Genomic DNA, 25,023 nt, shown 5'->3' with positions numbered 1-25,023 from the left:
GGCTCGACCCGCGCGCCGCCCCGGCGTCCGGTCGCACCACGAGATTGCGCGCTAGCGCGCGCCCCGCCGGGCCTTGAGCGAGCGCCCCCCCGCGGGCGCGAGCTCCCGGAGCGCCGCCGACAGCGACGAGAACGTGGCCAGCGCGCCGAGGTCGACGTCGACGAGGCTCCTCGCGATGTCGGGCCGCACGCCGACCAGGTAGACCCGCGCCCCGAGCATGGCGGCCGCGCGGCTGGTCATGCCGAGGGAATGCGCGACCTGGGCGTCCACGAACGGCACGCCCGTGAGATCGAGCAGCACGCGCAGCGCCTCGTGCCGGCTCACCCCCTCGGCCACCTTCTCGAGCACCTGCTGGGCGCGGCCGCCGTCGATCATCCCGATCAGCGGCACGAGCAGCACGCCGGGCAGCAGCGGGATGAGCGGACAACCCAGCTCGCGCACCGTCTCCGAGAGCGCGCGCTCGCTCGCATAGGCCTTCTGCAGGTCGACGTGCTGCGCCGACAGCGACTCCACGAGCGCGTCGCGCTCCAGCGCCGCGCCGAGCAGCGTCCCCCAGATCGCGACCGTGCCCTCGTCGCCGGTCATCGCGACGATCGTCGGGCCGACGAGCGCCAATATCCCCCAATCGCGCTGGGCAGAGCGGATCGGCAAGAGAAACACCGAATACGTGCCGTCCGTCGCCGAGGGCGGCAGCATCGTCTCCGGCGGGAACGCCCCCAGCCGGCAGCGGCTGCCGTCCGGGGGGACCGGGCCGCCGTCGCGGCTGTACGCGCCGGCGATGACGAGCTCCGCGCGCGCCGCCGGATCGTCCCATAAGGCAAGGCAGCCCCAGACCACCGTGGTCGTCTCGAGCCACGAGAGCGACCGGTATTCCTGCTGAGTGCCGCCGAGCAGGGCGAAGCTCACCTCGTAATTGGTCCTCGCGAGCACCCCGAGCTGGTGGACATACTGCGTCTCGGCCGCGAGCCGGGCCCGCGCGATCGCGAGGCGCGCGAGCTCCAGGAAGTCCTCCACCCGGCGCCTGGCCGCGGCGTCCAGGGGCGCGCGGCGCCGCTCGGGGAGCTGGCCGAGGAGCCGCGCCGTCGCCAGCAGGGCGCCCAGATCGGGCGTGATGTCGACCGCCTCCCGATAAGCGCGCTCGAGCTCGGCAGCCGGCGCCGGCGCGGCGCCGCGGAGCGCCGAGAAATACATGTCGACCACCCGCGTGACCGCCGGCCATACGTCGGTCGGCGGGGTGTCGGGCGGGAGCGGCCGGGGCAGGATCAAGAGCTCGACCAGCTGCCGGGCGACGGCGTCGACGTCGCCGTCCTCGGGCGCCTCGTCCCTCGCGTCGAGGAAGTTCTGGATCACATTGCATCCGCACGAGCTCCGCTGGATCAGCGCGTTCGCCGTGCGCACGCCCTCGGCCGGGAATGCCTCGCCGGCGATCATCGTCAAGATGAGCTCGCACGCGGCGCTCCCCATCATCTCGAACCGCTGGCGCACGGTGCTCAGCGGCGGATCGGCGCTCTGCGCCTCCGCGACGTCGTCGAAGCCGATGATCGCGAAATCCTCGGGGAGGCGGACGCCCGCCGCCTTCAGCGCGGACATCATCCCGAGCGCGTTCTTGTCCGTGCCGAAGACCGCCGCCGTGCACCCGGGCAGCAGCGCGAGGAGCTCGGGCGCGACGGCCCGGCCGCCGCTGTACATGTTGTTATCGCACGGGATGACCAGATCGGGATCGAAGGGAATGCCCGCCTCGGCGAGCGTGTCCTTGTAGGCGTCGCGGCGCTCGCGCACGTCGTACGCGGCGAAGTTGCCGACGAACGCAATGCGCCGGTGCCCGTGCTCGATCAGGTGGAGCACCGCGCTCCGGACGCCGCCGTGGTTGTCCGGGAGCACGGCCGGGCAGACGATGTCGGCGGGACGGGCGCCGAGCGTGATGAACGGGACCCCCGCGCGCGCGAGCTCCGAGAGGCCGTCGAACTCGATGACGACGATCCACCCGTCCACCTGCTCCCCCCCGAGCGAGGGCGCCTGGACCTCGGACGGCGTGCCGCGCAGCACCAGCGTGCGATGGCCGCGCTGCTGCGCCGCCTCGTGAATGCCGATCAGGACAGGGCCCCAGAACGCGCCGGAGAGGAAGGGGGCGACGACGCCGATGGTGCGAGGGCTGGCCGCCCCGCGCGGGACGTCGGCCCGGCCCGCTGCGCCGGAGGTTCCCCTGGCCCGCCGCGACGCGGTGCCGGGCAGATCACCCCACTGCTCCGGCAACGGCACTCCACTGCGCTGGCGACCCTGACCCATTTCTGACGGCCTCCTGCTGTCAACCCCTGGTCGCCCTCCCCACGACGGCTGCGGACCCTTCCAGCGTACACGCTGGACCGGGGGCCCGGGCGAGAAGTCTGGCATTCTGCCGCGGAATCCGCGGCGAACCGTCAGACCGCGGACACCGCCGCCCCACGATTGCCGCGCCGTCGGCGGAGCGCCCCGCGGCGCGAGGCGCTCCGCCGGCGGCGCGTCGGGCGAGCCGCGCGCCCGCGCGTCGGGCGAGCCGCGGGTGCTATCGTTGTGCGATGCGGTACCGCGACGAACGGGACGCGCTGCGCGGGCGCGTGGACAGCCTCGAGGAGCAGCTCGCGTCGGCCAGGAAAGAGCTCGAGGATCAGGGGGACGAAGGCCGGGCGGCGCGCGTCGAGCAGCTCGAGCGTCAGATGGACGAGGCCCGCCGCGTGCTCGACCAGCTCGGCCGCGAGCTCGACGATTTGCGGGGCGGGCCGAAGCGCTCGCTGATCGTGCCGGTCCTGGCGACGATCGCGGGCGTCGGGTTCTGCGCCATGGTCGCGGGCTACGCGATGAGGCGGCCGGAGTCTTACGCGATCAACGGCCCGCCGCGGCCGGTCGCGGCCCCGCCGCCCGAGCCCGTCCCCGTGTCTCCGGCGCCCCCGCCCGAGCCCGCGCCGCCGCCGCCGGAGCCGGCCGCGCCCGCCCCGGAGAAGCCGCTCGCGACCCGGACCGCGACGTGGAAGGCGACCGTGGCGCGCGCCACGGGGCTCCCCCTCTCGGCCGGCGCGCCATGCACCGTCGAGGCGAAGCTCACGAGCTCGGGCGACGACCTCCGCGTGCCCGCGCTCGACGTCGTCTGCGGCGGGAGGGCGATCTATCGATCGAGCGATCCGCTCAATGGCATGTCGATGTTCCGCAGCGGCGTGGAGGAGGACCGGGGCGCGGCGCCCGGCACCTATGTTTATGCGCTCTCCTACGACGACAAGGGAACGCGCGCGGGGGAGCGCGCCGAGGTGTCGCTCGACAGCCTCGGCCGGACCGGCGCGGTCTGGCGCGACTCGGCGCCCGCGTACCGCGTCGAGCTCACGCTGTCTCCCCAGAGCGCGCCCGCGGGCGGGGAGCCGCTCCTCGACGCCACCGGGAAGGCGCTGCGCCGGTCGGCGCGCGTCACCGAGACCACGGGCCCGAGCCCGGTGAAGGCGGGCGCGAGATGCGCGCTGCGCTCCTCGTGGATTCCACGGTCCGACAAGTGCCGCACGCGCATCGAGTGCGGCGGCCGCATGCTCTACGGCGCCGGCACCACCGGCATGTCCGGGTGCGCGGTGGAGGAGGGCCGGGTCGTCCGCGTCCACGACGGGAACACGACCCAGAACGGCGGGGATCCGGCGCTCGATCTCGACGTCGCCGCGGGGCGGGCGACCCTGCGCGACGAGGGGAAGGGCGGCGCGTGGACCGCCGGGATCGAGCTCGATCCGAGCGAATAGGCATTTCGGCGGTTCAAAAGGAGAGCCGCGCCGACAGCCCGGCGATCGCGCCCGAGGCCGCGGGCACGATCCGGAGCTCCACGCCGCCTCGATCCTCGCTGCGATACGTCCGCGGCATGTTGAGGACCACGAGGACCGCGCCTGCCGCCAGGGTCGCGCCGCCGGCGATGAACAGGCCGGTGGCGACGCGGCTCTCCGTGAGCCCCTGGCTGGTCGTGTCCGTCGTCGTCGGAGCGCAGCTCGACGTGCACGTGTCTTCGAACTGCTGCTCCGCCGCTTCCATGTGCTCGTCGGCTTGCCAGCGCAACGCCGCGCCCGCCAGCCCGAGGCCCGCGCCGGCCCCGACCACGGCCCACGGCTTCCAGGCGGCCCACCGGCGCACCGTGACGAGGCCGTCGGCGCTCAGCGTGAGCGCGCCCGAGGCGTGCGCCCCGGCGAGCACGACGACGGGCTCGACGAGGGGGAAATACCCCTCCTTCCGCGCGCTGATGACATGCTCTCCCGGCGTCACGAACCGGCGCGCCGAGCCCGGGCCGACGAACCACGGCCTCCCGTCGAGCAGCACCGCGGCGCCGAGCTCATCGCAGCGCATCTCGACGACGGCCAGCTCCCGCTCGACGAGCTCCTTCATCAGCGCGCGCGCCTCTTCGAGGTCCTCCGGATCGAGCGACGCCGGCCCCCACCGCAGGGACAGGCGCAGGTTCTCGTAGGCGAGCAGCGGCATCCCCATCATCTTGAGCACCCTGCCCAGATAGAACCGGAGATCCGGGTGCTCCCACAGGGCGAGCGCCTCCTCGTACTTCTTCTTGGCGTCGCCGAGCACCATCCTTCGGTGCAGGTCCCGCCCCTGCATGAAGAGCTCCAGCGCCGCCTGCTTGCGCTCCTCGGGGACGCCCTCATGCCAGGGGGGCAACGCCGCCTCGGCCTGAGCCCACGCGGGCGCGGCCCGGGACGCGAGCACCGCGATCGAGAGCCATGAACAGATCGCGGCGCGCGTGCTCGTCGGCGTCCTCTGCACGGGGGATGGTTCGATGATCCCCCGGAGCGCTTTTTACCTCAAGCGGTCCCGGATCCGCCCGACGGAGCGCTGGATGAGCTGCTCCAGCTCTTCCTTGCTGCGTCGCTCGTCGTCTGCGGCTTGCTTGGCCTTCCGCGCCTCGACGCCGGCCCTGGCCCGCTCGTCATCGGCCTGGGCCTTGGCGCGCCGCGCCTCGACCTCGGACGTCCGCGCCTCGTCGCGCGCCGTCCGCGCCTCGCCGGCCGCGGCGCGCGCCCGCTCGGCCTCGGCTTCGGCCCTGTCCCTGGCCTCCTCGGCCTCTCTCTGCAGCAGCTCCGCCCGCTTCCGCTGCTCTTCCGTGCTCATCCTCGCGTGCTCGGCGGCCTGCCGGGACGCCGTCTCTCGCGCGAGCGCCTCCTCGAGGCTGTCCTCGGTCCGGCGGATGTCCGCGAGCTGCGCGCTGATGACCCGGTTCTGGCGGACCACCGTGACGATGCCCGCGGTGGCCCCGACGACCAGGAGGGCCAGGCTCGCGATGGTCCCGACGATGAGGTTGCGCTTCCTGCGCTGCGCCTGGCCGGCCAGCCCGATCACGGCGTCGAGGTAGCGCTGCTCGCGCTCGGGCAGCCGGCGCTCGGAGCGCTCCCGGAAGCGGCGCGCCTCCTCGGCGAGCTTGCCGCGCCACAGGAGGTCGTCGGCGCCGCCGCTCGACGCCCACTGCCGGGCCGCGGCGCGCAGCTTGTCGAGGAACACGGCGTCTTCCTGGTTCTCGTCGAGCCAGCGCAGCAACGTCGGCCACCGCTCGATGAGCGACTCGTGCACGATCTCCACCCGGCTGCCGGCGTTGTCGCGCCCGGTCTCGATGGCGAGGAGCCGCGCGTCGGCCAGCAGGTGGACGACGCTCTCGAGCTCGTCGGGATCGCCGTCTCCGGGCAGCTCGCGGAGCTCTTCCAGGCTGGCGATGGCCCGCGTGCGCTCGGGCGTGACAAGGCGCTCGAGGATGGCGCGGCAGAGCTTCGCCTGGCGGCCGCCGAGCCCGGCCAGCACCGCGTCGGCGTGGCTCGCCAGCGTGCCGGCCACGCCGCCGATCGCCTCGTAGCTCGCCCGCGTCAGGAGCCGCCGCTCGCGGTCGCGCATGTCCCACAGCCTGGCCGCGGTGAACTGCAGGAGGGGGAGCGCGCCGTGGGTCGTCTCCAGCACATCGAGGATGCCGTCGACCATCGCCGGGTCCTCGATCTCGTACCGCGCCGCCTGGATCGGCTTCAGGAGCGCGTCGCGCAGCCCCTCCCGGCCGATGGGCGAGAGGAACACGAGCCCGCGGGTCACCCCCGCCATGAAGCGCCTGTCCTCGGCGACGCGCTCGATGAAGTCCGAGCGGGTGGAGAGGATGACGCGCAGGGGCGAGGAGGCGTCGTCGGCGACGCCCTCGAGGCACGAGAAGAAGGCGGCGCGATCGCGCGCGTCGCACGAGAGCGTGTAGAGCTCCTCGAACTGATCGACGAACAGCACGACGCGGCGCTGGTTCCGGGCGGACCACGCGCGCAGCGCGGCGCCGAGGTAGCCCGGCTCGGCGCGCAGCCGCTCGATCCGCTGGCCGCGCGCGGGATCGCGGGCGAGCGCCGCGGGCGCGTGGTCCTCGGTCTTGGCCTCGGTCTTGGCCTCGGCCTCCTCCCGGAGGGCTGGATGGCCGAGCAGATCGGCGAGCGCCGCCATGGGCTCGCGGCCTGGCCGCAGGACGAGCGACGCCCACCCGGCCCCGGAGCGCTTGAGCGCCGGGATGATCCCCGCCCGCACCAGCGACGATTTCCCCACGCCCGAGGCGCCGACGATGGCGAGGAGCGGCTGGCTCTTCAGGCGCGCGACCATGCCGGCGATGTCGTCCTCGCGGCCGAAGAAGCGATCGGCGTCGACCTCCTGGAAGGCCGACAGGCCGGCGAAAGGGCTCTCGGCGGCGCCGAGGACGATCTCGCGACGCCCGGGCAGGAGCGGCGTGAGCTCGGCGAGGAGCTGCTGGGCCGAGGCGAAGCGCTCGGATCGCTGCCAGCGCAGGCACCGCTCGATGATCGGGCCGAGCGGGCCGAGGTCGCCCCGCGCCCCGCCGAGCGCCCGGACCGGCGCGTCGAGCGCGGCGGGACGCGCGGAGCCGGGCGCCCCCGCCTCCTCGAACGGGTGCGCGCCGGTCACGAGCTCATGGAGCATGATCCCGACGGCCCAGATATCCGTGGCGTGGTCGATCTCCTCGCCGGCCCGCTGCTCGGGGGACATATAGGCGAGCGTGCCCATGACCGCGCCGTCGCGCGTCAGGGGGAGCGCGCCCATCGCATCGGTGGGCGCGTGGGGAGCGCGCTCGTCGCGCGCGGAGGCGGCGTCGGCGTCGAGCTGCTTGGCGATGCCGAAGTCGAGCACCTTGATGGCGCCGGACGCCTCCAGCATGATGTTCTCCGGCTTGAGATCGCGGTGCACGATGCCGAGCTTGTGGGCGCACGCGAGGGCGCGCACCACGGGCACCATCACCTCCACCGCCGCGCTCGTCGATAGCGGGGTGGCGGCAGCGCCCCTCGCCGCGCCGGCCGGGCGCCGCTGCGTCATCCACGCGCGGAGGCTCTGGCCTTCGATGTATTCGAGCACCATGTAGGGGTGCCCGCCGTGCTCGTTGACATCGTGGATGGTCACGATGTTCTCGTGCTTGCAGCGCGCGGTGGCGCGGGCCTCGACGAGGAACCGGTCGAGCCGGTGGCCGGTCAGCGTGGTGACGAGCTTGATCGCCACGAGCCGGCCCAGCCGGACGTCGCGGGCGAGGAAGACCGTGCCCATGCCCCCGCGGCCGAGCTCGCGAATGAGCTCGTAGTGGCCGAGGAACGTCCCGGCGGCGACGGGCGGCGCCTGCGGCGCTCGTCGCGGAGCGCCGCTCGCCCCGGCGGGGCGCTCGTCGGTGGGCGGATCGTAGGCGGTCGACGCCGTGCGCGGCGGAGCCTCGGTGACCAGGGTCATCGATAGGCCGACTCCCTGTCTCGCCTGTGGACGCCCCCTCTGGCCCGGCGGCGGGGTGACGGCCTCCTCGTCCTCGGAACCGCTGCCGCGGGCGTCCATCACGGGCACGAAGGATATTCCGCTCTCCGGGCTCATGCCAATGTCGCTGCGCGCGCCTCACAGGTCCTGGGCCGTGGGCCGGGAACGTGGCCGTCGCGGAGGCTTTGGACCGGCTGCGGCGACGCCCGGGGGCGTCGGTGGATGCTCCAGGGCGTCCATCGCTGAACGAAGCCCCCCTCGGCGCTCAAGGGTCGAGCGCCGTTCGGCCGAGCTGGTTGATGCGGCCATCCGAGCTGACGAAGAACACGTGGCTGGAGGTGCCCCATACGGCCACCGTGCCGACGGGGTCCCAGCGCATGGGCAGCCAGGATATCCCGTCGAAGTGCAGCACCGTCCCCAGAGACCCGACGGCGAAGACGTCGCTCGGGCCGCTCCCCCATACGTCCTGGAGATGCGCGTCGGCTGGCAAGGTCATCCGCGTCCAGGAGCTGCCGTCGAAGTGCAGCACGGTGCCCACGTCCCCGACCGCGAAGACGTCGCTCGGACCGCTCCCCCATACACCCCGAAGATACGCATAGACCGGCGAAGCCATCTGCGTCCAGGAGCTGCCGTCGAAGTGGATCACGGTGCCCACGTCCCCGACGGCGAAGACGTCGCTCGGGCCGCTCCCCCATACGCCCGAGAGAGGCACATCGGTCGGCGTGGGCATCCGTGTCCAGGAGCTGCCGTCGAAGTGCATCACGGTCCCCACGGACCCGACGGCGAAGACGTCGCTCGGGCCGCTCCCCCACACGGCGAAGAGGGGCACGTCGCTCCACGATGCCGCCAATGTCCAGGAGCTGCCGTCGTAATGCGCGATGCCCGTATCTCCATGGACGACGCCCGTGTCTCCGACGACGAAGACGTCGTTCGGACCGCTGCCCCACACGTCGAAGAGACGCCCGCCCAGCGGGTCATCCATGGGTGTCCAGGAGCTGCCGTCATAATGCACGATGCTCGTGCCCCCGACGGCGAAGACGTCGCTCGGGCCGCTCCCCCACACGCTGGCGAAAGAGTCCAGGAGATCAGCCTGATGGAGCGACACGGTCGCGCTCACGCCGTCGAAATGCAGCACCATGCCCTCGAGGCCAGAATACCCGACGGCGAAGACGTCGCTCGGGCCGCTGCCCCACACGCCGATGACGGACCCGCTGACCGGCGAAGCCATCTCCGTCCAGGAGTTGCCGTCATAATGCGCCAAGACGCCGTTGACTCCGACGGCGAAGACATCGTTCGGGCCGCTGCCCCACACGCTGTGAAGAGTCATACGGACCGGGGAGGCCATCTTCATCCAGGAGCTACCGTCATAGTGCAGCACGGTGCCGCCTTTTCCGACGGCGAAGACGTCGCGCGGGCCGCTGCCCCACACGTCGTTGAGGCTCACGATGCCCGTGACCGGCGAGGCCATCCGCGTCCAGGAGCTACCGTCATAGTGGATCACGGCGCCGCCGTTTCCGACGGCGAAGATGTCGCTCGGGCCGGTGCCCCACACGCCGAGAATACGCGCATTGTACGACGCATCCATCCGCGTCCAGGAGCTGCCGTCATAGTGCGCCAAGACGCCCTCGGATCCGAAGATGAAGACGTCGTTCGGACCGCTGCCCCACACGGCGTCGAGCTCCGCGTCGGCCGGAAAATCCATCGATGTCCAGGAGCTGCCGTCATAGTGGATCACGGTGCCGGAGAGCCCGACGGCGAAGACGTCGTCGGGCCCGCTGCCCCACACGTCCATCAGGTGGTTCTTGGTCGGCACGTCCATCCGTGTCCAGGATTTGCCATCGTAATGGAGCATGGTGCCGGAATTCCCGACGACGAAGACGTCGTCGGGCCCGCTGCCCCACGCGTCGCGAAGGGGCGCCCCGGCCAGCGGATGCATCGAGCGCCACCCCAAGTTGCCGCAGGCATTGACGTCCAGGGAGTCGCACGCGCGCGAACAGGCGGGGCGGCCGAAGTCATACTGGAGATCCACGCAGGAGACGGCCGTGGGAGCGGCGGGATCACACATCTCCTCCTTCGCGATCTCGCCGTCGCCGCAATGAAGCCGGCAGTCCAGGCGGCACAACCCACCCGCGGACGAGTTCTGGCGATCGCCGCATACCGCCTCCCGGGGCGCAGCGGCGCCGGCGCCGCAGTCGCACTCCTCGCCGGGATCGAGGACCGCGTTGCCGCAGACCTCCCGCCGGCAGCTCGCGCCGCACCCGTCGCCCGTCACGACACCGCCGTCGTCGCACTCCTCGCCGGGATCGAGGATCGCGTTGCCGCAGACCTCCCACCGGCAGCTCGCGCCGCACCCGTCGCCCGTCGCGACACCGCCGTCGTCGCACTCCTCACCGTCCTCCTTGAGCCGATTGCCGCAGACGTTCAGCGGCGTATCGGGCGGGACGCACCGCGCGCCGTCGATCGAGGTGATGCACATGTAGGACGCCAGGCAGTAGCCGTCGCCGCAGGGGGTGGACACGTCGCCCGCACACGCGACCGCGAGCGCCGCGAGGAGGAGGCTCCACATCCAGAAGAGGCGTTGGCTCATGGCTCGGCCCCTCCTGTCGCCATGCCTGCCCCAGACCGGAGCCATGCTCCGCTCGATGGACGTCGGATGCCCGGACGCGCCGCAGGCATGCGAGCCCACGTTGGGCTCGGCCATGCGTGCACCTCGGTGGTCAACGCTCGTACCGCCATCACAAGAAGCTCCTTCGAGGGCCGGCGAGCCCTCGCTGGCTCGTCGCTGCGGACGACCTACGCCTCCCGGGCCCCGGCGAGATCGATGGCAATCCGTGTGCCATGAGCGCCCGCCTGGAGGCGAGCCTCCGATGGCCGTGTCCCGCGCGCGGGCACGCCGCGTGGTGGTTGGCACACGGGCACGGGCACGGCGGGCACGGCACACCGGCCGGGCACGAGGAAGCCTGCGCACCCGCGTCGCCGGGCGAGCCGCGGCGCCGAGGTTCGCCCGCGCCGCGGCGGGTGCCCCTGCACCGGACGAGAGACCCGGGGTAGACTCCGCGGCGACGTGGCGCCCCCTGCGCGGAACACGACCCTCGACGACGCGCCCGGCCTCCCTTCGGAGCACCTCGGTTCGAAGGCGCCAAGACCCGGGCTTCTGCTCATCTTCTCGGTGGATCGCCCCCGCTGCGACGTGCTCCCGCTGGAGGACGGCGAGATCGAGCTCGGGCGGTGCGAGGTCGCGGGCGTGCACCTGGACGATCAGCGGATGTCGCGAAGGCACGCGCGCGTGCGCTGGACCGGCGGCGCGTGGCGGGTCGAGGATCTCGACAGCCGGAACGGCACCTGGCTCGACGGCGTCCCGCTGGTGGGCGCGCGCACCGGCGCCGATTTCCGGATCGTGCGCACGGGCTGGTCGGTGTTCCTGCTCCTGGCCGACGTCGAGCCGTTCCGCGCGGGGGTCTCGCGCACCGGCGGCACGATCCTCGGGGCGACCCTCGCCCGCACGTGGGACGCGATCGACCGGGCGGCGCGCCTCGGGGCGACGCTGCACGTCGCCGGCGAGAGCGGAACGGGCAAGGAGCACGCGGCGCGGGCGTTCCACGCCCTCGGCCCGCGGCGCGACGGGCCGTTCGTCCCCGTGAACTGCGCGGCCATCCCCGCGGGGCTGGCCGAGCGGCTGCTCTTCGGCGCCCGCAAGGGGGCGTACTCGGGCGCCGCGGCGGACGCCGAAGGGTACGTGCAGGCCGCGCGCGGCGGGGTGCTCTTCCTCGACGAGGTGGCCGAGCTCGACCTCGGCGTGCAGGCGAAGCTCCTGAGGACGCTGGAGGCGAAGGAGGTGCTCCCGCTCGGGGCGTCACGGCCCGTGCAGGTGGATTTCGCGCTGGTCTCGGCGACCCACAAGGACCTGCGGGCGCAGGTGGCCGCCGGGAAGCTGCGCGACGATCTCTTCTTCCGCATCGCGCGGCCTTCGGTCCGCATGCCGCGGCTCCGGGAGCGACCGGAGGACGTCCCGTGGCTCGTCGATGCGGCCCTGCGACACGCGGCGGCCGGCGCGCGCGCCGAGGCGAGCGCGCCCCCTCGGGCGCATGCGTCGCTGATCGAGGCGTGCCTCCTGCGGGCGTGGCCAGGGAACATTCGAGAGCTCACCGCGGAGATCCGGGCAGCGGCGCAGGAGGCGCACCTCGCGGGCAGCTCGGTGGTGCACGACCATCACCTCTCCCCGTCGGCGGGGCAGCTGGCCTTCCCCGGGACGCCGGCGGTCGTGTCCGGCAGCGCCACCGGCACGGCGGCGAAGGACGCCGCGCGGGCGCCGCAGCCGGCGGCGGAGGAGCGGCCCTCGCGGCGGGCAGCGTCGTGGCCCGCCGAGGAAGAGATCGAGGCGGCGCTGCGCCGTGAGCAGGGCAATGTGACGCGCGCGGCCCGGGCGCTCGGCATGCACAGGAACCAGCTCCGCCGCTGGCTCGCGCAACGCGCGGCGGGCGGGGACGAGGACACGGGGGGGTGAGCGAACAGCGCGGACTCGTGGTCCATATCCGTCGATGTCCCGAGGCTCACGGTGGCATCGTCGTATCAGGTGGATACGCCGTCATCGGGCGAGATCTCGATCTCCACGAGATCGGAGATGGCCCTACCCCCCGAGCACCTCGGCGTAGAGCGCCTCGTACGCCCGCACCATCTGGTCCAGCCCGAACCGCTCGATCACCCGCGCCCGCCCGCGCTCCCCCATCGCGGCCCGGTCCTCCCGCACCGCGACCGCCTCCAGCGCGGCCGCCAGCGGCTCCGGCGCCCCCGGCGACACGAGCAGCCCCGTCGACCCCTCCTCGATGATCTCCGGATTGCCCCCCACCCGCGTCGCCACGATCGGCAGCCCCGCCGCCGCCGCCTCGATCAGCGTCAGCGAGATCCCCTCGGTCAGCGACGCGAGCGCGAACACGTCGAACGCCGGCAAGAGCTCCGCCACGTCGCCGCGCGTCCCCGTGAACGCGACCGCCCCGCCGAGCCCGAGCCGCGCCGCCTGCTCCTCGAGCGCCGGCCGCAGCGGGCCGTCGCCGATCAGCGTGAGGTGCGCGTCCGGCCGCACCTCCCGGAGCCGCGCGAACGCCGCGAGCAGCGTCGCGTGGTCCTTCTCGGGCGACAGCCGCGCGACGCACCCCACGTGGTAGCCCGACGCCGGCACCCCGAGCCGCGCCCGCGCCGCGCCCGCGTCGCCCGGCCGGAACACGTCCGTGTCCACGCCGTTCAGGATCGTCACCACCTTGGCCGGATCGACCCGCTCCACCTCGAGCGCCACCGCGCGCGCGTCGTCGCTCACCGCCACCACCCGGTCCGTGAGCGCCGCGGCCAGCCGGTTGACCAGCACCTTCCGCTTCTGCTTCGGGTAGTTGCGCCCGTGCTTCGTGTGGATGACGCGCGGCCCCCCGCCCCGCCCCGGCAGGCTCGCGGCCCGCGCGAGGCCCGCCGCCAGCGCGCCGTAGAGGTGCGGCCCCGGGTTGTGCGTGTGCACCAGCCGGATCCCCTCGCGCCGCAGCCACGCCGACAGCCGCACCGGCAGCCCCGGGTCGAGCCCGGGCCGCCGCGGCAGCACCACGAGCGGCACGCCGAGCCGCGCGAGCTCCTCGGCCAGCGCGCCGGGCTCCTCCAGCGCGCACACGATCGGCGCGAACCGGTCGCGCGCCGTCCGCTCGAGCAGCCGCAGCACCACCCGCTCGAGCCCGCCGACGTTGAGCGAAAGGACGACGTGGGCGACCTTCGCGGGATGGCCCGGCGCGGCGCGCGGCCCCTCGCCGCCCGCCGGCCGGACCTCGGGAGCACCGTTCACGCCGCGGCCTCGCGCCCGAACTCGATCGGCACCTCGGACACCGTGAAGCGGAACTTCCCGCCCGAGGTGACCGGGATCTCGTCGACGAGCTCCACCCGGATGTCCGCCCGGTCGCCGAGGAACCGGCGCAGATCGCGCTCGATCGCCTGCGACGTCTCCGGCTGGTAGCCCGCGCTGGGGACGATCCGGATCGTGATCGCCCGCGACTTGTCCTGGTGGACCTGGTACCGCTCCACGGTCGGGTTGTCCTTGAAGAAGTAGGGGAAGAACACGGCCGAGAGGAGCTGGCCGTCCGGCCCGACGATCATGTCGAGCACCCGCCCCTCGACCGAGGCGAGCAGCGGCAGCCCGCGGCCGCACGAGCAGGACTTGTCGGCCGCGACCACCACGTCCTCGTTCTTGTAGCGGATGAGCGGCATCGACCGGCACAGGAGGTCGGTCAGGATCACCTCCCCCGGCTCGCCGGGCCGCGCGAGCCGGCCGCCGCACTGGACCTCGACGAAGACGTTCTCGATGTTGAGGTGCTTGCCCTCGCGGCGCTCGCACTCCGCGCCGATCAGCATCATCTCCCTGCAGCCGTAGCGATCGTAGACCGGCGCCTGGAACGCCTTCTCGATGACCTCGCGCTGGTGGGGGAAGAGCCGCTCCGCCGTCGCGATGATCCCCTTCGGCGTCGGCAGCCTGCGCCCCGCCTCGAGCGCGTAGCGCGCCGTGTAGTAGAGCGGGCTCGTGTACCCGACGACGAGGTTCGGCTGGTAGCGGAGGATCTCGTCCACCACCCCGGCGAGCCGCGCCTCCGACAGGTTCCACGCGCTGACCGTCTTCTTCCGGAGGAACGCCTCGTGCAGCGTGCGCTTCACCTTCTTCCACCGGGGCTCGTGGGTCGGTATGCCCCAGATGTACAGCTCCTTGTCCCCGATCTGGCCGCCGGCCCACGCGTCAGCGCGAAGGGCGGCGGCCTGACGACACTCGTACGTGGTGTGATCGTAGAAGAACCGCGCTGGCTCCCCGGTCGATCCGCCCGTGCCGCTCCTGAAGAGCTTGCCGTTCCAGCCCTCCGCGATGAGCTCGCCGCCGTGCGCGCGGAGATCGGCCTTGGTCAAGACGGGGAAGCGCACGAGATCCTCGGGCGCGTGCACGTCCTTCACCCGCACGCCGTATTCCGCGAAGCGGCGCCGGTAGAAGGGCACCTTCTCCTCGGCGAAGCGGAGGGTCGCCAGCATCTTTCGCCAGTTGAGCTCGCGCAGCTCGCTCTCCGGCCGCCACTGGGACCGCTTCAGCTCATCGAGATATGTCAGCGTCGCCCTCCTTCGGAGTTTCGTCTCGTAAACGGGAAACAGCACGTTCCGGAAGAGTACTGAATACATATCTACCGACGGACGATTCTTTCGGAGCTCCGACAAACAGTCAAGCTGCCGCGGCCGCCGCGGCGCGCGCGTTTCGTGCGCTCTCACGAGGGTAACGGAGGTGTCGTGGATGGACTTCGCATCACGGCTGTTCCAGCGCCGGCGAAAACACACGCCCGCTACGGGCGCGCTCCGTCGACGCTGCGCGGCCGGCCAACACCGCGCGGCCGGCCAGCGCCGCGGGGACGGGCGAGCGGGCTCGTCGCGCGTCGATGGGGCACGCGGCACGCGGCGCCCGGCCCGCGACTCGGCGCCTCATTGCAGGGTGGGCTCCGCCTCTTGCTGCCAGAGCGCCGCCAGCGCGAACGTCTTGGCGTTCTCCGGCACCCCCTGGCAGAAGCTCTGCCGCCGCGCCGGGTCGCGGATCCACTGCGCCCGCGCGACGAGCCGCTGCATCGCCACCGCGATCGCCTCGCGCGCCGCGTCGTGGTGGCCGGCGGCCCGGAGCGACTCGGCGTACACGAGCCGGATCTGCGCCTCGCCCTCCTCGGTCCCGCCGACCGACACGAGCAGCCCGAGCCCGCGCCGCGCCGCCTCGAGCGCCTCGTGGGCGCGGCCCTGCTCGAGCAGCACCCGCGCGCGCACCGCGAGCGCCAGCGCCTGGAGCGTCGGCACGTGCGCCAGCATCGCCACGGCCGCGCCCGCCTCGTTGTCCGCCGCCCCGAGGCTGCCGAGCCGGGTCAGGATCGCCGCCAGGTAGGCGCGCGACCGCGCCTCCTGCCGCCGGTTCGCCTGCGCCGCGAACGCCTCCACCGCCTCGGCCGTGACCGCGCGCGCCGCGCCGAGATCGCCCTGCTGGATCCAGAGCAGCCCCAGGTTCTGCTTCGCGAACGCCGCCACGTTGTAGAGCCCGAGCCGCTCCGCCTCGGCGAGCGCGTCGCGCAGCTCCGCCTCGGCGCGGCCGTACGCCCCGAGCTGCACGAGGCAGTGCGCCGCGTTCACCCGGCTCAGGCACGCGTTCCTGATGTCGCCCGTCTGGAGGTACGCCGGGATGCTCTGCTCGGTCCACTCCAGCGACGCCGCCGGGTCGCCGTAGCAGAGCGCCTGCGACGCGCGGAGCGCGTGGAGGCGCGCCGCCACCGCCGCGTCCCGCTCGGCGAGCGGCATCGCCACCCGCGCGAGCTCCTGCACGATCTCCTCGGCGGCGGCGTACTGGCCGCCGTGCAGGAGCGACCCGGCGATGCGCGCCAGCGCGCTCACCGAGGCGCCGGTCGCCTCGTCGAGCAGCTCCGGCGGCCCGCCGCGCTCGCCGCTCGGCCGCCCGCCCCGGAGCTCGTCGACGAGGTCCGCGAGCTTCTCGCCCATGCCGAGGCGCACGCGCATCGACGCCGCCTCCGCGGCCGCCGCGTACCAGAGCGCGCTCTTCCTCGGGAAGCCGTTCATCGCCATCACGGCGCACCGCTCGGCCTCGGCGGCCTCGCCGAGCCACTTGTGGGCCTCGGCCTGGACGAGGCGCAGCGCCGCGAAGAGCTCCCCGTCGACCTCGGCGCTCGCGGCGCCCTGCTCGGCGCGCTGGATGGCGGCGCGGAAGTCGTTCGCCCCGAGCGCCTGCTCCGCCGCGCGCCGGAACCAGATGACCGCCCGCTCGGCGTCGCCGCCGCGCTCGAAATGGTCGGCGAGGAGCGCCGCGTCGCGCTCGCCCGCGGCCTCCAGCCACTCGCCGGCGAGCAGGTGGCCGAGCGCGCGGTCCGCGTCGGTCAGCGTCGCGTACGCCGCCTCGCGCACGAGCGCGTGCCGGAAGGCGTACTCGTCGTGGCCCCGGAACTTCCCCTCGCCGCGGCGCGCGATGAGCTCGCGATCGACGAGCACCGCGAGCCACCCGTCGACCTGCGGCGCCCGGCGCTCGCCGCCGAGCAGCGCCATCAGCCCGCCGCGCCAGAACTTCTGGCCGAAGACGCTCGCCGCCCGGAGCACGCGCCGCGCCTCGCCGTCGAGCGACTCCAGGCGGGCCTGCACCATGGACAGCACGGTCTCGGGCAGCGCCTCGGTGCGCCCCGAGGCGGCGGCGCGGATGAGCTCTTCCAGGTAGAACGCGTTGCCCCCGGCGCGCTCGCACAGCCGCGCGCAGAGGTCGGGCGTCACCGCGTCGCCGAGCACCTCGCGCACGAGCCGCTCGCTCCCCCGGCGCCCGATCTCGCGCAGCCGGATCTCCTGCACGCCGCGCGAGACCCACACCTTCGGGAAGACGGCCTCGACCTCGGGCCGCGCGAGCGCGAGCACCATGAGCGGCTGGTCCCGGAGCGCGAGCGCCGCGTCGATGAGCTTGACCGTGGGCACGTCGCCCCACTGGAGGTCCTCCAGCACGAGGAGCACCGGCTCGTCGCGGCACTCGGCGAGCACGAAGTCCTCCCAGGCGCGGCGGATCTGGTCGCCCATGAGCATCGGGTCGCTGCGCGCCGCGCGCAGCTCGACCCGGCCCTCGTCGGAGAAGTGGATGCGCGCCACCTCGCCGAGGAACTCGGTCACGCGGGCGAGGTCGCCGCCCGAGAGGGTGCGGCCCACGCGGGCGCGGAGGCGCTGCTCGCGGACCTCCTGCGGCTCGCCGCCGGACAGGCCGGCCTCGCGGCGGAGCATCTGGCGCAGCATCCCGAACGGCGAGCCGGCGCTCATCGGGTCGGCGTGGCCGAGCCAGACCTGCACGCGCTGCTCGCGCTCCTCGACGCGGCGGAGGAACTCGTAGCGCAGCCGGCTCTTGCCGAGGCCCGCGGGCGCGGTGATGAGCACGGCGCGCGCGGTCGGCTCGGAGAGGCACTCGTCGAGCACGGCGTCGAGGATGGCGAGCTCGTGGTCGCGCCCCACGAACGGCGTCGTCCGGCCGAGGAGGGTGCGCGCCGCCTCGACGAGGTCGCGCTCGGCGCGGAGCACGAGGCCGGTCGCGTCGCCGCCGACGTCGAAGCGGGCGTCGAGCAGGCCGGCCATCACCTCGTCGAGGCGGACGGAGCCGCCGTCGGCGCGGTCGAGCAGGCGCACGGCGCGGTCGATGGTCGGGCCCATCGGGAGGCGGTCGTCGGCGGAGCCGCGGCCCGCGACGAGGGCCATCTGCACGCCGGGCAGGAGGTCGCGCACCTCGAGGGCGCACCGCGCCGCGCGCGCCGCCTGGTCGGTGATGAGGCCGCGCCCCTCGAGGGTGATGAGCAGGAGCCCGTCCGCGAGGGTCTGGAGGGTCCCGCCGAAGCGGGTGGCCACGCGCTTCACCTCGTCTTCCGAGACGGTGCGCGCGAGGGGCATGGTCATCGGGAGGGTCATCGGCATGGTGGGCCCTTGCCAGGCCGGCGCTTCCGGCTGGCCCACCCGGGCGAGCATCAGGCAGACGGTCCGCCGCTCGCCGGTCGTGAGCGCGCTCGCGCGCCGGCTCACGGGCGCCGGGGGGGTGCTCTTGATCTCGCCGACGCGGAGCAGCTCGAGGGCGACGGCGGCGCCGTTCGCGGGCCGCTGGGCCGGGTCCTTGGCGAGCATGTGCGCGACGGCGGCGTCGATGCTCTCGGGGATGTCGGCGCGGAGGTCGCGGAGGCGGGGCGCCTCGTCGAGCACGACGCGGAGGAGGGCGGTGTGGATGTCGTCGCCGACGAACGGCGGGCGTCCGGTGAGGCAGTGGAACAGGACGCAGCCGAGGGCGAACACGTCGGCCGGGGTCCCGACGGCGCGCTCGCCGCGCGCCTGCTCGGGCGCCATGTAGAACGGCGTGCCCATGACGACGCCGGTCATGGTGAGGGGCGCGAGCGAGGTGAGGCGCGCGATGCCGAAGTCGAGGAGCTTGACCTGCTCGACCGCCTTGTCGACGAGGTAGAGGTTGCTCGGCTTGAGGTCGCGGTGGACGACGTTGTTGCGGTGGGCCTCGGCGAGGGCCTCGGCGACGCGGAGGCCGAGGGTGACGCTCTCGGCGACGGTGAGCCCGCGGCGGCGGAGCCGGTCGGCGAGGCTCTCGCCCTCGAGCCACTCCAGGGCGAGCCACGGCTCGCCGCTCTCGGTGGCGCCCTGGGCGATGTACCGGACGATGCCCGGGTGCCTGAGCTCGGCGAGGACCTGCGCCTCGCGGGCGAAGCGCTCGCTGTGCTCGAGGCCGCGGCCGGACATGACCTTGAGGGCGGCGGTCTCGCCGGTGTGCCGGTCGAGGGCGCGGTAGACGGAGCCCATCCCGCCCGACCCGGCGAGGCGCTCGATCAGGAAGCGGTCGGCGACGATGTCCCCGGGTTTCATCGGGACGGCGAGTATCACACGGAGGGCGGACCGAGAGGCGAGATCCCGGCGCCCGTGCGCGGGACGAGGCCGCCGGCGGCCCTGGCGCGCGGGGAGCGGAGGGCGGTGGAGCCGTGGGGAGGTGGGAGGAGCGGCGAGGAGCACCGCCGGGCTGCGGAGGGTGACCGATGTACGCCCGCCGTTTGCGGCTGGGCCTGCGAAGTGACACGACGTGTGCCCCGCCGTTTACAGCACGGCCTGCGAAATGACACTACGTGTGCCCCGTCGTTTACAGCACGGCCTGCAAAATGACACTACGTGTGCCCCGCCGTTTACAGCACGGCCTGCGAAGTGACACGGACTGCGTTCCGTCGTCTCCAGCGCCTCCCGGCGGGCGCCGCATCGCTCCTCGACGGCGTCGTCGCCACGGTGTTCGCGAGCAGCCCGGCCGCCCGGCGCGGAGCGTCGCGCCTGTCGACCGAGGTCGCGCCGGTGCGGCGGCCCTCGTCGAGGGAGCCCGAGCGGCGCCGCAGCAGCGCGCTGCCCGATTGCAAGGCTCTGCGCTGGTAGGCCGCTCCGATCGAGCATGGTAAGACGTCACGCCGTCGGTTCCCCGTGACGAGGTTCTCTCCATGAAGATCAGCCGAGCGACGATCGAGAACTTCAAGAAATTCGCTCCTCCCGGCGTCGAGCTGGACTTCAAGAACAAGGCGACCGGGGATGTGGCCGATCGTTACTTGATCCTTGGCGACAACGCGTCAGGGAAGACGACCATCCTGCAAGCCATCGCCCTCACGCTCTCGCTGGCGCAGCGGAAGATCCCCGATATACGCCATTTCGGCTGGACCGGGTGGGCACCCGAGCGGTATTTCGTGCACGGCGATCCGATCGTCGAGTTGACGGTCGAGTTCGAAGACGACGAGATCGCCGCGACACAGGAAGCCGCGAGGCGCTGGTGGGACCTCGTGAGCCCCACGAGCCATGAGTCGTTCAGGGAGCCTGGCGACAGCCGGGTCGTGACGTTGCGTCTCGAGGGGGCTCGGGTGAGGACGACCGGCTCCGCGCGCGAGATCTACCAGTTCCGAGGGCGCTCGTACGTCGCCGCCTCGGTCCGGAATGACGTTAAGCTCCGCGCCCTCTTCTCTCGGCTACCAGGGGTGTTCTGGTACGACCAGTTCCGCAACATCGCGCTGTCCGGCGCGCGCGAGCCGCCGGAGCGCGAGGCGTCCGACCCCGCTCCGCCGAACGAAATGGGAGTCCGGTTCGAGACCGCCGTCGAGCGGCTCGATAGGATCCTCAAGATCTGGCATCGAAACCGCGAGCAGCGCGGACCACACCCAGAGCGCGACTACCTCGGCGAGCTCGAAGCTCTCTACCGGACGGCGTTCCCGGGTCGCAGCTTCGCCGGGCTCGAGACCCTGTTCGACGGACCCACGCCGGCGGACGATCGCTTCGTGCTGAAGGACGGAGGCCGCACGTACACGCTGAGCGAGATGTCGGCGGGCGAGCAATCCGTCTTTCCCGTCCTGTTCGAGTTCGTGAGGCAGCAGATCCACCGCTCGGTGGTGCTCATCGACGAGATCGACCTGAACCTGCACCCGCCGCTCGCGCAGACGCTGCTCGGCCTGTTGCCCCGCCTCGGCGAGGACAATCAATTCCTGTTCACGACGCACGCGCGCGCGGTCTCGACGCTCGTCAGCCCTCACACCATCCACCGGCTTCCGGAGGGACGGCCGTGCCTGTGAGCGTGCTCTTGTGCGAGGGCGAAGACAACGGTCCCGACGTCAGGCTCCTCCACGCGATCCTCCGGGGCACCGGCGTTCAGGTCAGCCGTTACGTGGCGCAGCTCGAGCGCGTCTTCGATGCGCTCGGTCACGTCACCGCGGCGCGGATCGCGTTGACCTGCTGTGCGCCGCGGCGGAACCGGCTCGAGACCCAGGTGCGCCTCGACGCTACCGAGCAGGAGCTCGCGCAGGAGCTTCGAGACAAAGCCGACGCGTACACCGAGGGCGCTCGGCTCGACAAGGACAAGCTGCTCCAGGCCTTCGAACGCCACGTGCCAGATTGCCTGAGCGGCGGGCGCTTCCGTCAGCACGCGCTCGAGGTGTTCGCCGGGAAAAACATCCTCGCGAAGATCCAGCACACACCTGGATTCCACCCGATACTCAAGAGAAAACCCGAGCTCGAGGAGCGGATCCTCAACGCGCTGGAGCACGACGCGGAGCCCCATTCGTGGCTCCCCGAGTGGGCGGCGCTCCGGTCGGCCGTGGGGGCCTGGATGCCCGCGCCGGAAACCGAGGCGACGAGCGCGGGCGCCTGATCCAGCCGCTCACGCCTCGGAGGTTGTGATACGGTGCGCCCCCATGTCTGCGCTTGTTCTGCCTACCGTCGAGATGCTCGCTCCCTACGAAGCGGGAAAGCCGATCGAGGAGCTCGCGCGCGAGCTCGGCGTGACCGACGCCGTGAAGCTCGCCTCGAACGAGAACCCGCTCGGCCCGAGCCCGCGCGCCCTCGAGGCGGCGCGCCGGGAGATCGCGAACATGCACTTCTACCCGGACGCGTCGGCCTACCGGCTCCGCGAACGGCTCGCGGCGATCCACGGCGTCGCCATGGAAGAGGTCGTCCAGGGCAACGGCTCGAACGAGCTGCTCGACCTCGTGGTGCACACCTTCGCGACGCCAGGCTCGCACATCGTCTTCGGCGACCCGGCCTTCGTCGTCTACAAGCTCGTCGCGCTCGCGTACGGCGTCCCGTTCACCGCCGTGCCGCTGCGGGACCTGCGCCACGACCTCGAGGCCATGGCCGCGGCCGTCACCCCGAAGACGCGCCTCCTCTTCGTCGCGAACCCGAACAACCCGACCGGCACGCACGTGAGCCGCGGCGCGGTCGAGCGCCTGCTCAAGGAGGTGCCGCCCGAGGTCGTCATCGTCATGGATGAGGCGTACATCGAGTACACCGACGCGCCGGACTTCCCGGACTCCATGCGCCTCCGCCACCTCCGCGAGCGGCTCCTCGTCGTGCGCACCTTCTCGAAGATCTACGGCCTCGCCGGCCTCCGCGTCGGCTACGCCATGGGCCCGGCCAAGCTCATCGACTACATGAACCGGACGCGCGCGCCGTTCAACGTGAGCGCGATCGCGCAGGCGGCCGCCATCGCGGCGCTCGACGACGCCGAGCACGTCGAGAAGAGCCGCGCGCTGAACCTCCGCGAGCGCGACCGGCTCACGCGCGAGCTCACCCGGCTCGGGCTGTCGGTGGCGCCGAGCCAGGCGAACTTCGTGCTCGTCGACGTGGGGCGGCCAGCGCGCCCCGTCTACGACGCCCTGCTCCGCAAGGGCGTCATCGTGCGGCCGTTCGGCAACCTGCCGACCAGCCTGCGCGTCACCATCGGCACCGAGCGCGAGAACCAGCGCTTCCTCGACAGCCTGGCGGACGTGCTGAAGTGACGCGCCTCGGGACCGACGGAGCGCCGGCCCGCCGGGCGCGCTGAAGCGCGCTCGGCGAGGCGCCCCCTACCCGCGCTTCGACGCCGGCCCCGCATAGCGCGCCGCCGCGCGCACCATGCCGCCCAGGCTCAGCGGCACGAGCGTGACCAGCCCGCGCCCCTCCGCCGTGCCGGGGTGCGCCGACACGAAGCAACGGACCGACGGGTTCTCGTAGAGGTGCAGAAAGCCGCAGTCGTCGGCGGGCTCGCCCGCCCGCCCGGCCTCGAAGACGAGCGGGCTGCCACGCTCGCTCGACTCGAGATCGAACGAGGCGGCGAGCTCCGCCATGAGCGCGTCGGCGCCCGCCACCTGGCTCTCGACCGGGCCCGTGTGGGTGATGTCGACGAACCGCGAGAACAGCGCGTAGCTCGACGGGTGCGCGAGCGAGCACAGGCAATGGACCGGTCGACCCGGGTGGGCGAGCATGTAGCGGATCAGCCGCTCCAGGACGAGGCGCAGGACGACATCGCCGACGAGGCGCAGGGCGCCATCGCCGCCGGAGCGCCCGCCGAGCGCGCCGGACTCGCCGCGGAAGATCGCGACCGTCGCGCCGCAGGACTCCCGCTCGAGGATCTCGATCGCGAAATAGCCGACGAGCTGACCGCCCGCGCCCCGGTGGAGCACGACCGCGCCGTGCTCCGCGCCGGCCTCGACGACGTGGCTGGCGAAGCTCCGCTTCCGCTGCGCGCCCTCGAAGATCCGGCGGCGGAGGGCATAGAGCTCGTCGACGAGGATCTGCTTTTCGTCCGGCGTCATCTCGCGTGGAACAACGACCTTGATGGAGGTCTGCTCGCTCATGGATTCCTCGATGCCTGTCCTGTCGGCCGCCTCGGCGGCGGGACGGCGGTTCGCCGGCGCCCTCGCGCCGCGCGCGACGAGAGCGCCGCCGAGGGCCGCGCCGTCGCCGTCGCGTCGAGCGCGCCGCACCGGCGTCAGCGAGGTTGAGCAATGGCGGTGCCAGGGGTGGGAGGCGTCGTGAGCAACCCGCGATCGTGCCGTCGGCGGCGCATGGATCGCCGCCGCCCGCGCCGCGCGCCGCGCTGGACGCGCTCTGCCGCGCGCCGGACCCGCGGGCCGTCGAGGCGCGGCCGCTCCGGCCGGATCGCGCGGCGGAGCGGGTGCGGCCCGCAGGCATCAGGCCGGCAGACCTCAGGACAGCCGGACGCTCCGCGCGTCGAGGGGCGCTTACGTCTCGGACCGGTCGAGGCGCGGCCCGGGCGCGAAGCGGATCGGCAGGCGGGTCGGGCCGAGCACGTGGATCGCCCGGCGCGGGTCCCACGGCGCGTCGCTCGCGAGCCGGAGGTCCGCGAGCCGCGTCACGAGATCCGACAGCGCGATCCTGGCCTCGAGGCGCGAGAGCGGCGCCCCGAGGCAGAAGTGGAGCCCGTGCCCGAACGCGACGTGCGGGTTCGGATCGCGCGCGATGTCGAAGCGGTGGGGATCGCGAAACTGCTGCGGATCTCGGTTCGCCGAGCCGATCATCACCAGCACCGGCTTGCCGGCCGGGATCACCTGGCCGTGCATCGGGACGTCGCGCTTCGTCACGCGGAACATCGCCTGCACCGGCGAGCGGTAGCGCAGCACCTCCTCGATCGCGGCGGGCAGGAGCTCGGGCTCGGCCCGGACGCGGGCGAGCGCGGCCCTGTCCTCGAGCAGGCACAGGACGGCGTTGCCGATCAGGTTCGTGGTCGTCTCGTGGCCGGCCACGAGGAGGAGCTGGAAGAAGCCCAGGATCTCGTCCTCGCCCAGCCGCTCGCCGTCGACCTCGGCGTCGACGAGCCGGGTCAGGAGATCGTCCCTCGGCGCCTCCCGCCGCTCCGCGATGAGGCCCCTCAGGTAGGCCTGCATCTCGGCGCTCACCGCGGTGAACGCGGCGATCGCCCGGGCCCCCGCCTCGGTGCCGGCGACCGTGGTGCTGAGGTCGAGGATCACGTCGCTCCAGCGCTTGAACCGCGGCTGGTCCTCGATCGGCGCGCCGAGCATCTCGGAGATGACGAGCAGGGGGAGCGGGACCGTGTAGTCCTCGACCAGGTCCATCTCGCCGCGCTCGATCGCGCGGTCCAGGAGCCCGCGCGACAGCTCGCGGACGCGCGGCTCGAGCGCCGCCACGGCCCTCGGGGTGAAGGCGCGCTGGACGAGGGCGCGCAGCTTCGCGTGGCGCGGCGGGTCCATGAAGAGGAGCCACTCGGAGGTCCTGTTGCCCGGCGGCGACACGACGGAGCTGAACGCTTCATGGTCGTGGAGCGCCCGCTTCACCCCGTCGTAGTCGAAGATCATCCACGTGTCCGAGGGGGGATAGTGGAGCACGGGAGAGCCGCTCCGGAGCTGGTCGTACAGGGGGTAAGGGTTTCGGCGCATCTCGTCCGAGAACAGGTTCATCGCT

At 73.1% G+C, this 25,023-nt stretch carries 15 protein-coding genes; 6 read left to right on the top strand and 9 right to left on the bottom strand.

Features of this window, described 5'->3' with window-relative positions:
• Positions 1-51 precede the first annotated feature (51 nt).
• Entirely contained in the window at positions 52-2,286 is a 2,235-nt protein-coding gene (locus WMF26_RS49525) for a substrate-binding domain-containing protein (RefSeq protein WP_437998401.1), read from the bottom strand.
• A 269-nt stretch (positions 2,287-2,555) separates the two neighbouring features.
• Here WMF26_RS49525 and WMF26_RS49520 point away from each other — a divergent pair, with 269 nt between their 5' ends.
• A complete protein-coding gene (locus WMF26_RS49520) occupies positions 2,556-3,749 on the top strand; it encodes a hypothetical protein (RefSeq protein WP_437998400.1) in 1,194 nt (397 codons plus the stop codon).
• Between the two features lie 13 nt (positions 3,750-3,762).
• Here the strand turns inward: WMF26_RS49520 and WMF26_RS49515 are convergent, their stop codons facing one another.
• From WMF26_RS49515 to WMF26_RS49505, 3 genes are all read right to left on the bottom strand, one after another.
• Positions 3,763-4,767: a hypothetical protein gene (locus WMF26_RS49515; protein ID WP_437998399.1), complete on the bottom strand. Its 1,005-nt coding sequence runs from the start codon at positions 4,765-4,767 to the stop codon at positions 3,763-3,765.
• A gap of 33 nt (positions 4,768-4,800) precedes the next feature.
• Positions 4,801-7,737 carry an nSTAND1 domain-containing NTPase gene (locus WMF26_RS49510; protein WP_437998398.1) on the bottom strand — a complete coding sequence of 979 codons (2,937 nt, stop codon included), beginning with the start codon at positions 7,735-7,737 and terminating at the stop codon, positions 4,801-4,803.
• Between the two features lie 283 nt (positions 7,738-8,020).
• The gene (locus WMF26_RS49505) at positions 8,021-10,342 is read right to left on the bottom strand and encodes a glucosyltransferase-I (protein WP_437998397.1); all 2,322 of its coding nucleotides are present in this window, start codon (positions 10,340-10,342) and stop codon (positions 8,021-8,023) included.
• A 477-nt stretch (positions 10,343-10,819) separates the two neighbouring features.
• Here WMF26_RS49505 and WMF26_RS49500 point away from each other — a divergent pair, with 477 nt between their 5' ends.
• On the top strand, positions 10,820-12,259 hold the full coding sequence (locus tag WMF26_RS49500; protein WP_437998396.1) for a sigma 54-interacting transcriptional regulator: 1,440 nt from the start codon (positions 10,820-10,822) through the stop codon (positions 12,257-12,259).
• A 123-nt stretch (positions 12,260-12,382) separates the two neighbouring features.
• Here the strand turns inward: WMF26_RS49500 and WMF26_RS49495 are convergent, their stop codons facing one another.
• The 3 genes from WMF26_RS49495 to WMF26_RS49485 form a co-directional block, all read right to left on the bottom strand.
• Positions 12,383-13,573 (bottom strand): glycosyltransferase family 4 protein, encoded by a 1,191-nt coding sequence (locus tag WMF26_RS49495; RefSeq protein WP_437998395.1) that lies wholly within the window; start codon positions 13,571-13,573, stop codon positions 12,383-12,385.
• Complete coding sequence (locus WMF26_RS49490) at positions 13,570-14,916, bottom strand: phenylacetate--CoA ligase family protein (protein ID WP_437998394.1); 1,347 nt, start codon at positions 14,914-14,916, stop codon at positions 13,570-13,572. The genes WMF26_RS49495 and WMF26_RS49490 overlap by 4 nt, the downstream gene beginning before the upstream one ends.
• A 318-nt stretch (positions 14,917-15,234) precedes the next feature.
• Positions 15,235-19,176 carry a protein kinase domain-containing protein gene (locus tag WMF26_RS49485; protein WP_437998393.1) on the bottom strand — a complete coding sequence of 1,314 codons (3,942 nt, stop codon included), beginning with the start codon at positions 19,174-19,176 and terminating at the stop codon, positions 15,235-15,237.
• 330 nt (positions 19,177-19,506) lie between these two features.
• Between WMF26_RS49485 and WMF26_RS49480 the strand changes: the two genes are divergently transcribed.
• The 4 genes from WMF26_RS49480 to hisC all read left to right on the top strand — a co-directional run bounded on the left by WMF26_RS49480 (position 19,507) and on the right by hisC (position 22,601).
• On the top strand, positions 19,507-19,725 hold the full coding sequence (locus tag WMF26_RS49480; protein WP_437998392.1) for a hypothetical protein: 219 nt from the start codon (positions 19,507-19,509) through the stop codon (positions 19,723-19,725).
• A 62-nt stretch (positions 19,726-19,787) separates the two neighbouring features.
• On the top strand, positions 19,788-20,900 hold the full coding sequence (locus tag WMF26_RS49475; protein ID WP_437998391.1) for an AAA family ATPase: 1,113 nt from the start codon (positions 19,788-19,790) through the stop codon (positions 20,898-20,900).
• A complete protein-coding gene (locus WMF26_RS49470) occupies positions 20,897-21,475 on the top strand; it encodes a hypothetical protein (protein ID WP_437998390.1) in 579 nt (192 codons plus the stop codon). Before WMF26_RS49475 ends, WMF26_RS49470 begins: the two co-directional genes overlap by 4 nt.
• 43 nt (positions 21,476-21,518) lie before the next feature.
• Positions 21,519-22,601: a histidinol-phosphate transaminase gene (gene hisC, locus WMF26_RS49465; protein ID WP_437998389.1), complete on the top strand. Its 1,083-nt coding sequence runs from the start codon at positions 21,519-21,521 to the stop codon at positions 22,599-22,601.
• A 66-nt stretch (positions 22,602-22,667) separates the two neighbouring features.
• Here hisC and WMF26_RS49460 read toward each other — a convergent pair whose 3' ends face one another.
• Together WMF26_RS49460 and WMF26_RS49455 are read right to left on the bottom strand one after the other, a co-directional pair.
• The gene (locus tag WMF26_RS49460; protein ID WP_437998388.1) at positions 22,668-23,438 is read right to left on the bottom strand and encodes a hypothetical protein; all 771 of its coding nucleotides are present in this window, start codon (positions 23,436-23,438) and stop codon (positions 22,668-22,670) included.
• Positions 23,439-23,825: 387 nt separating this feature from the next.
• Positions 23,826-25,019: a cytochrome P450 gene (locus WMF26_RS49455; RefSeq protein ID WP_437998387.1), complete on the bottom strand. Its 1,194-nt coding sequence runs from the start codon at positions 25,017-25,019 to the stop codon at positions 23,826-23,828.
• Positions 25,020-25,023 lie beyond the last annotated feature (4 nt).

The organism is Sorangium sp. So ce185 (assembly GCF_051526825.1).
Lineage (GTDB): Bacteria > Myxococcota_A > Polyangia > Polyangiales > Polyangiaceae > Sorangium > Sorangium cellulosum_D.
This window is presented reverse-complemented; position numbering and strand designations above follow the sequence as displayed.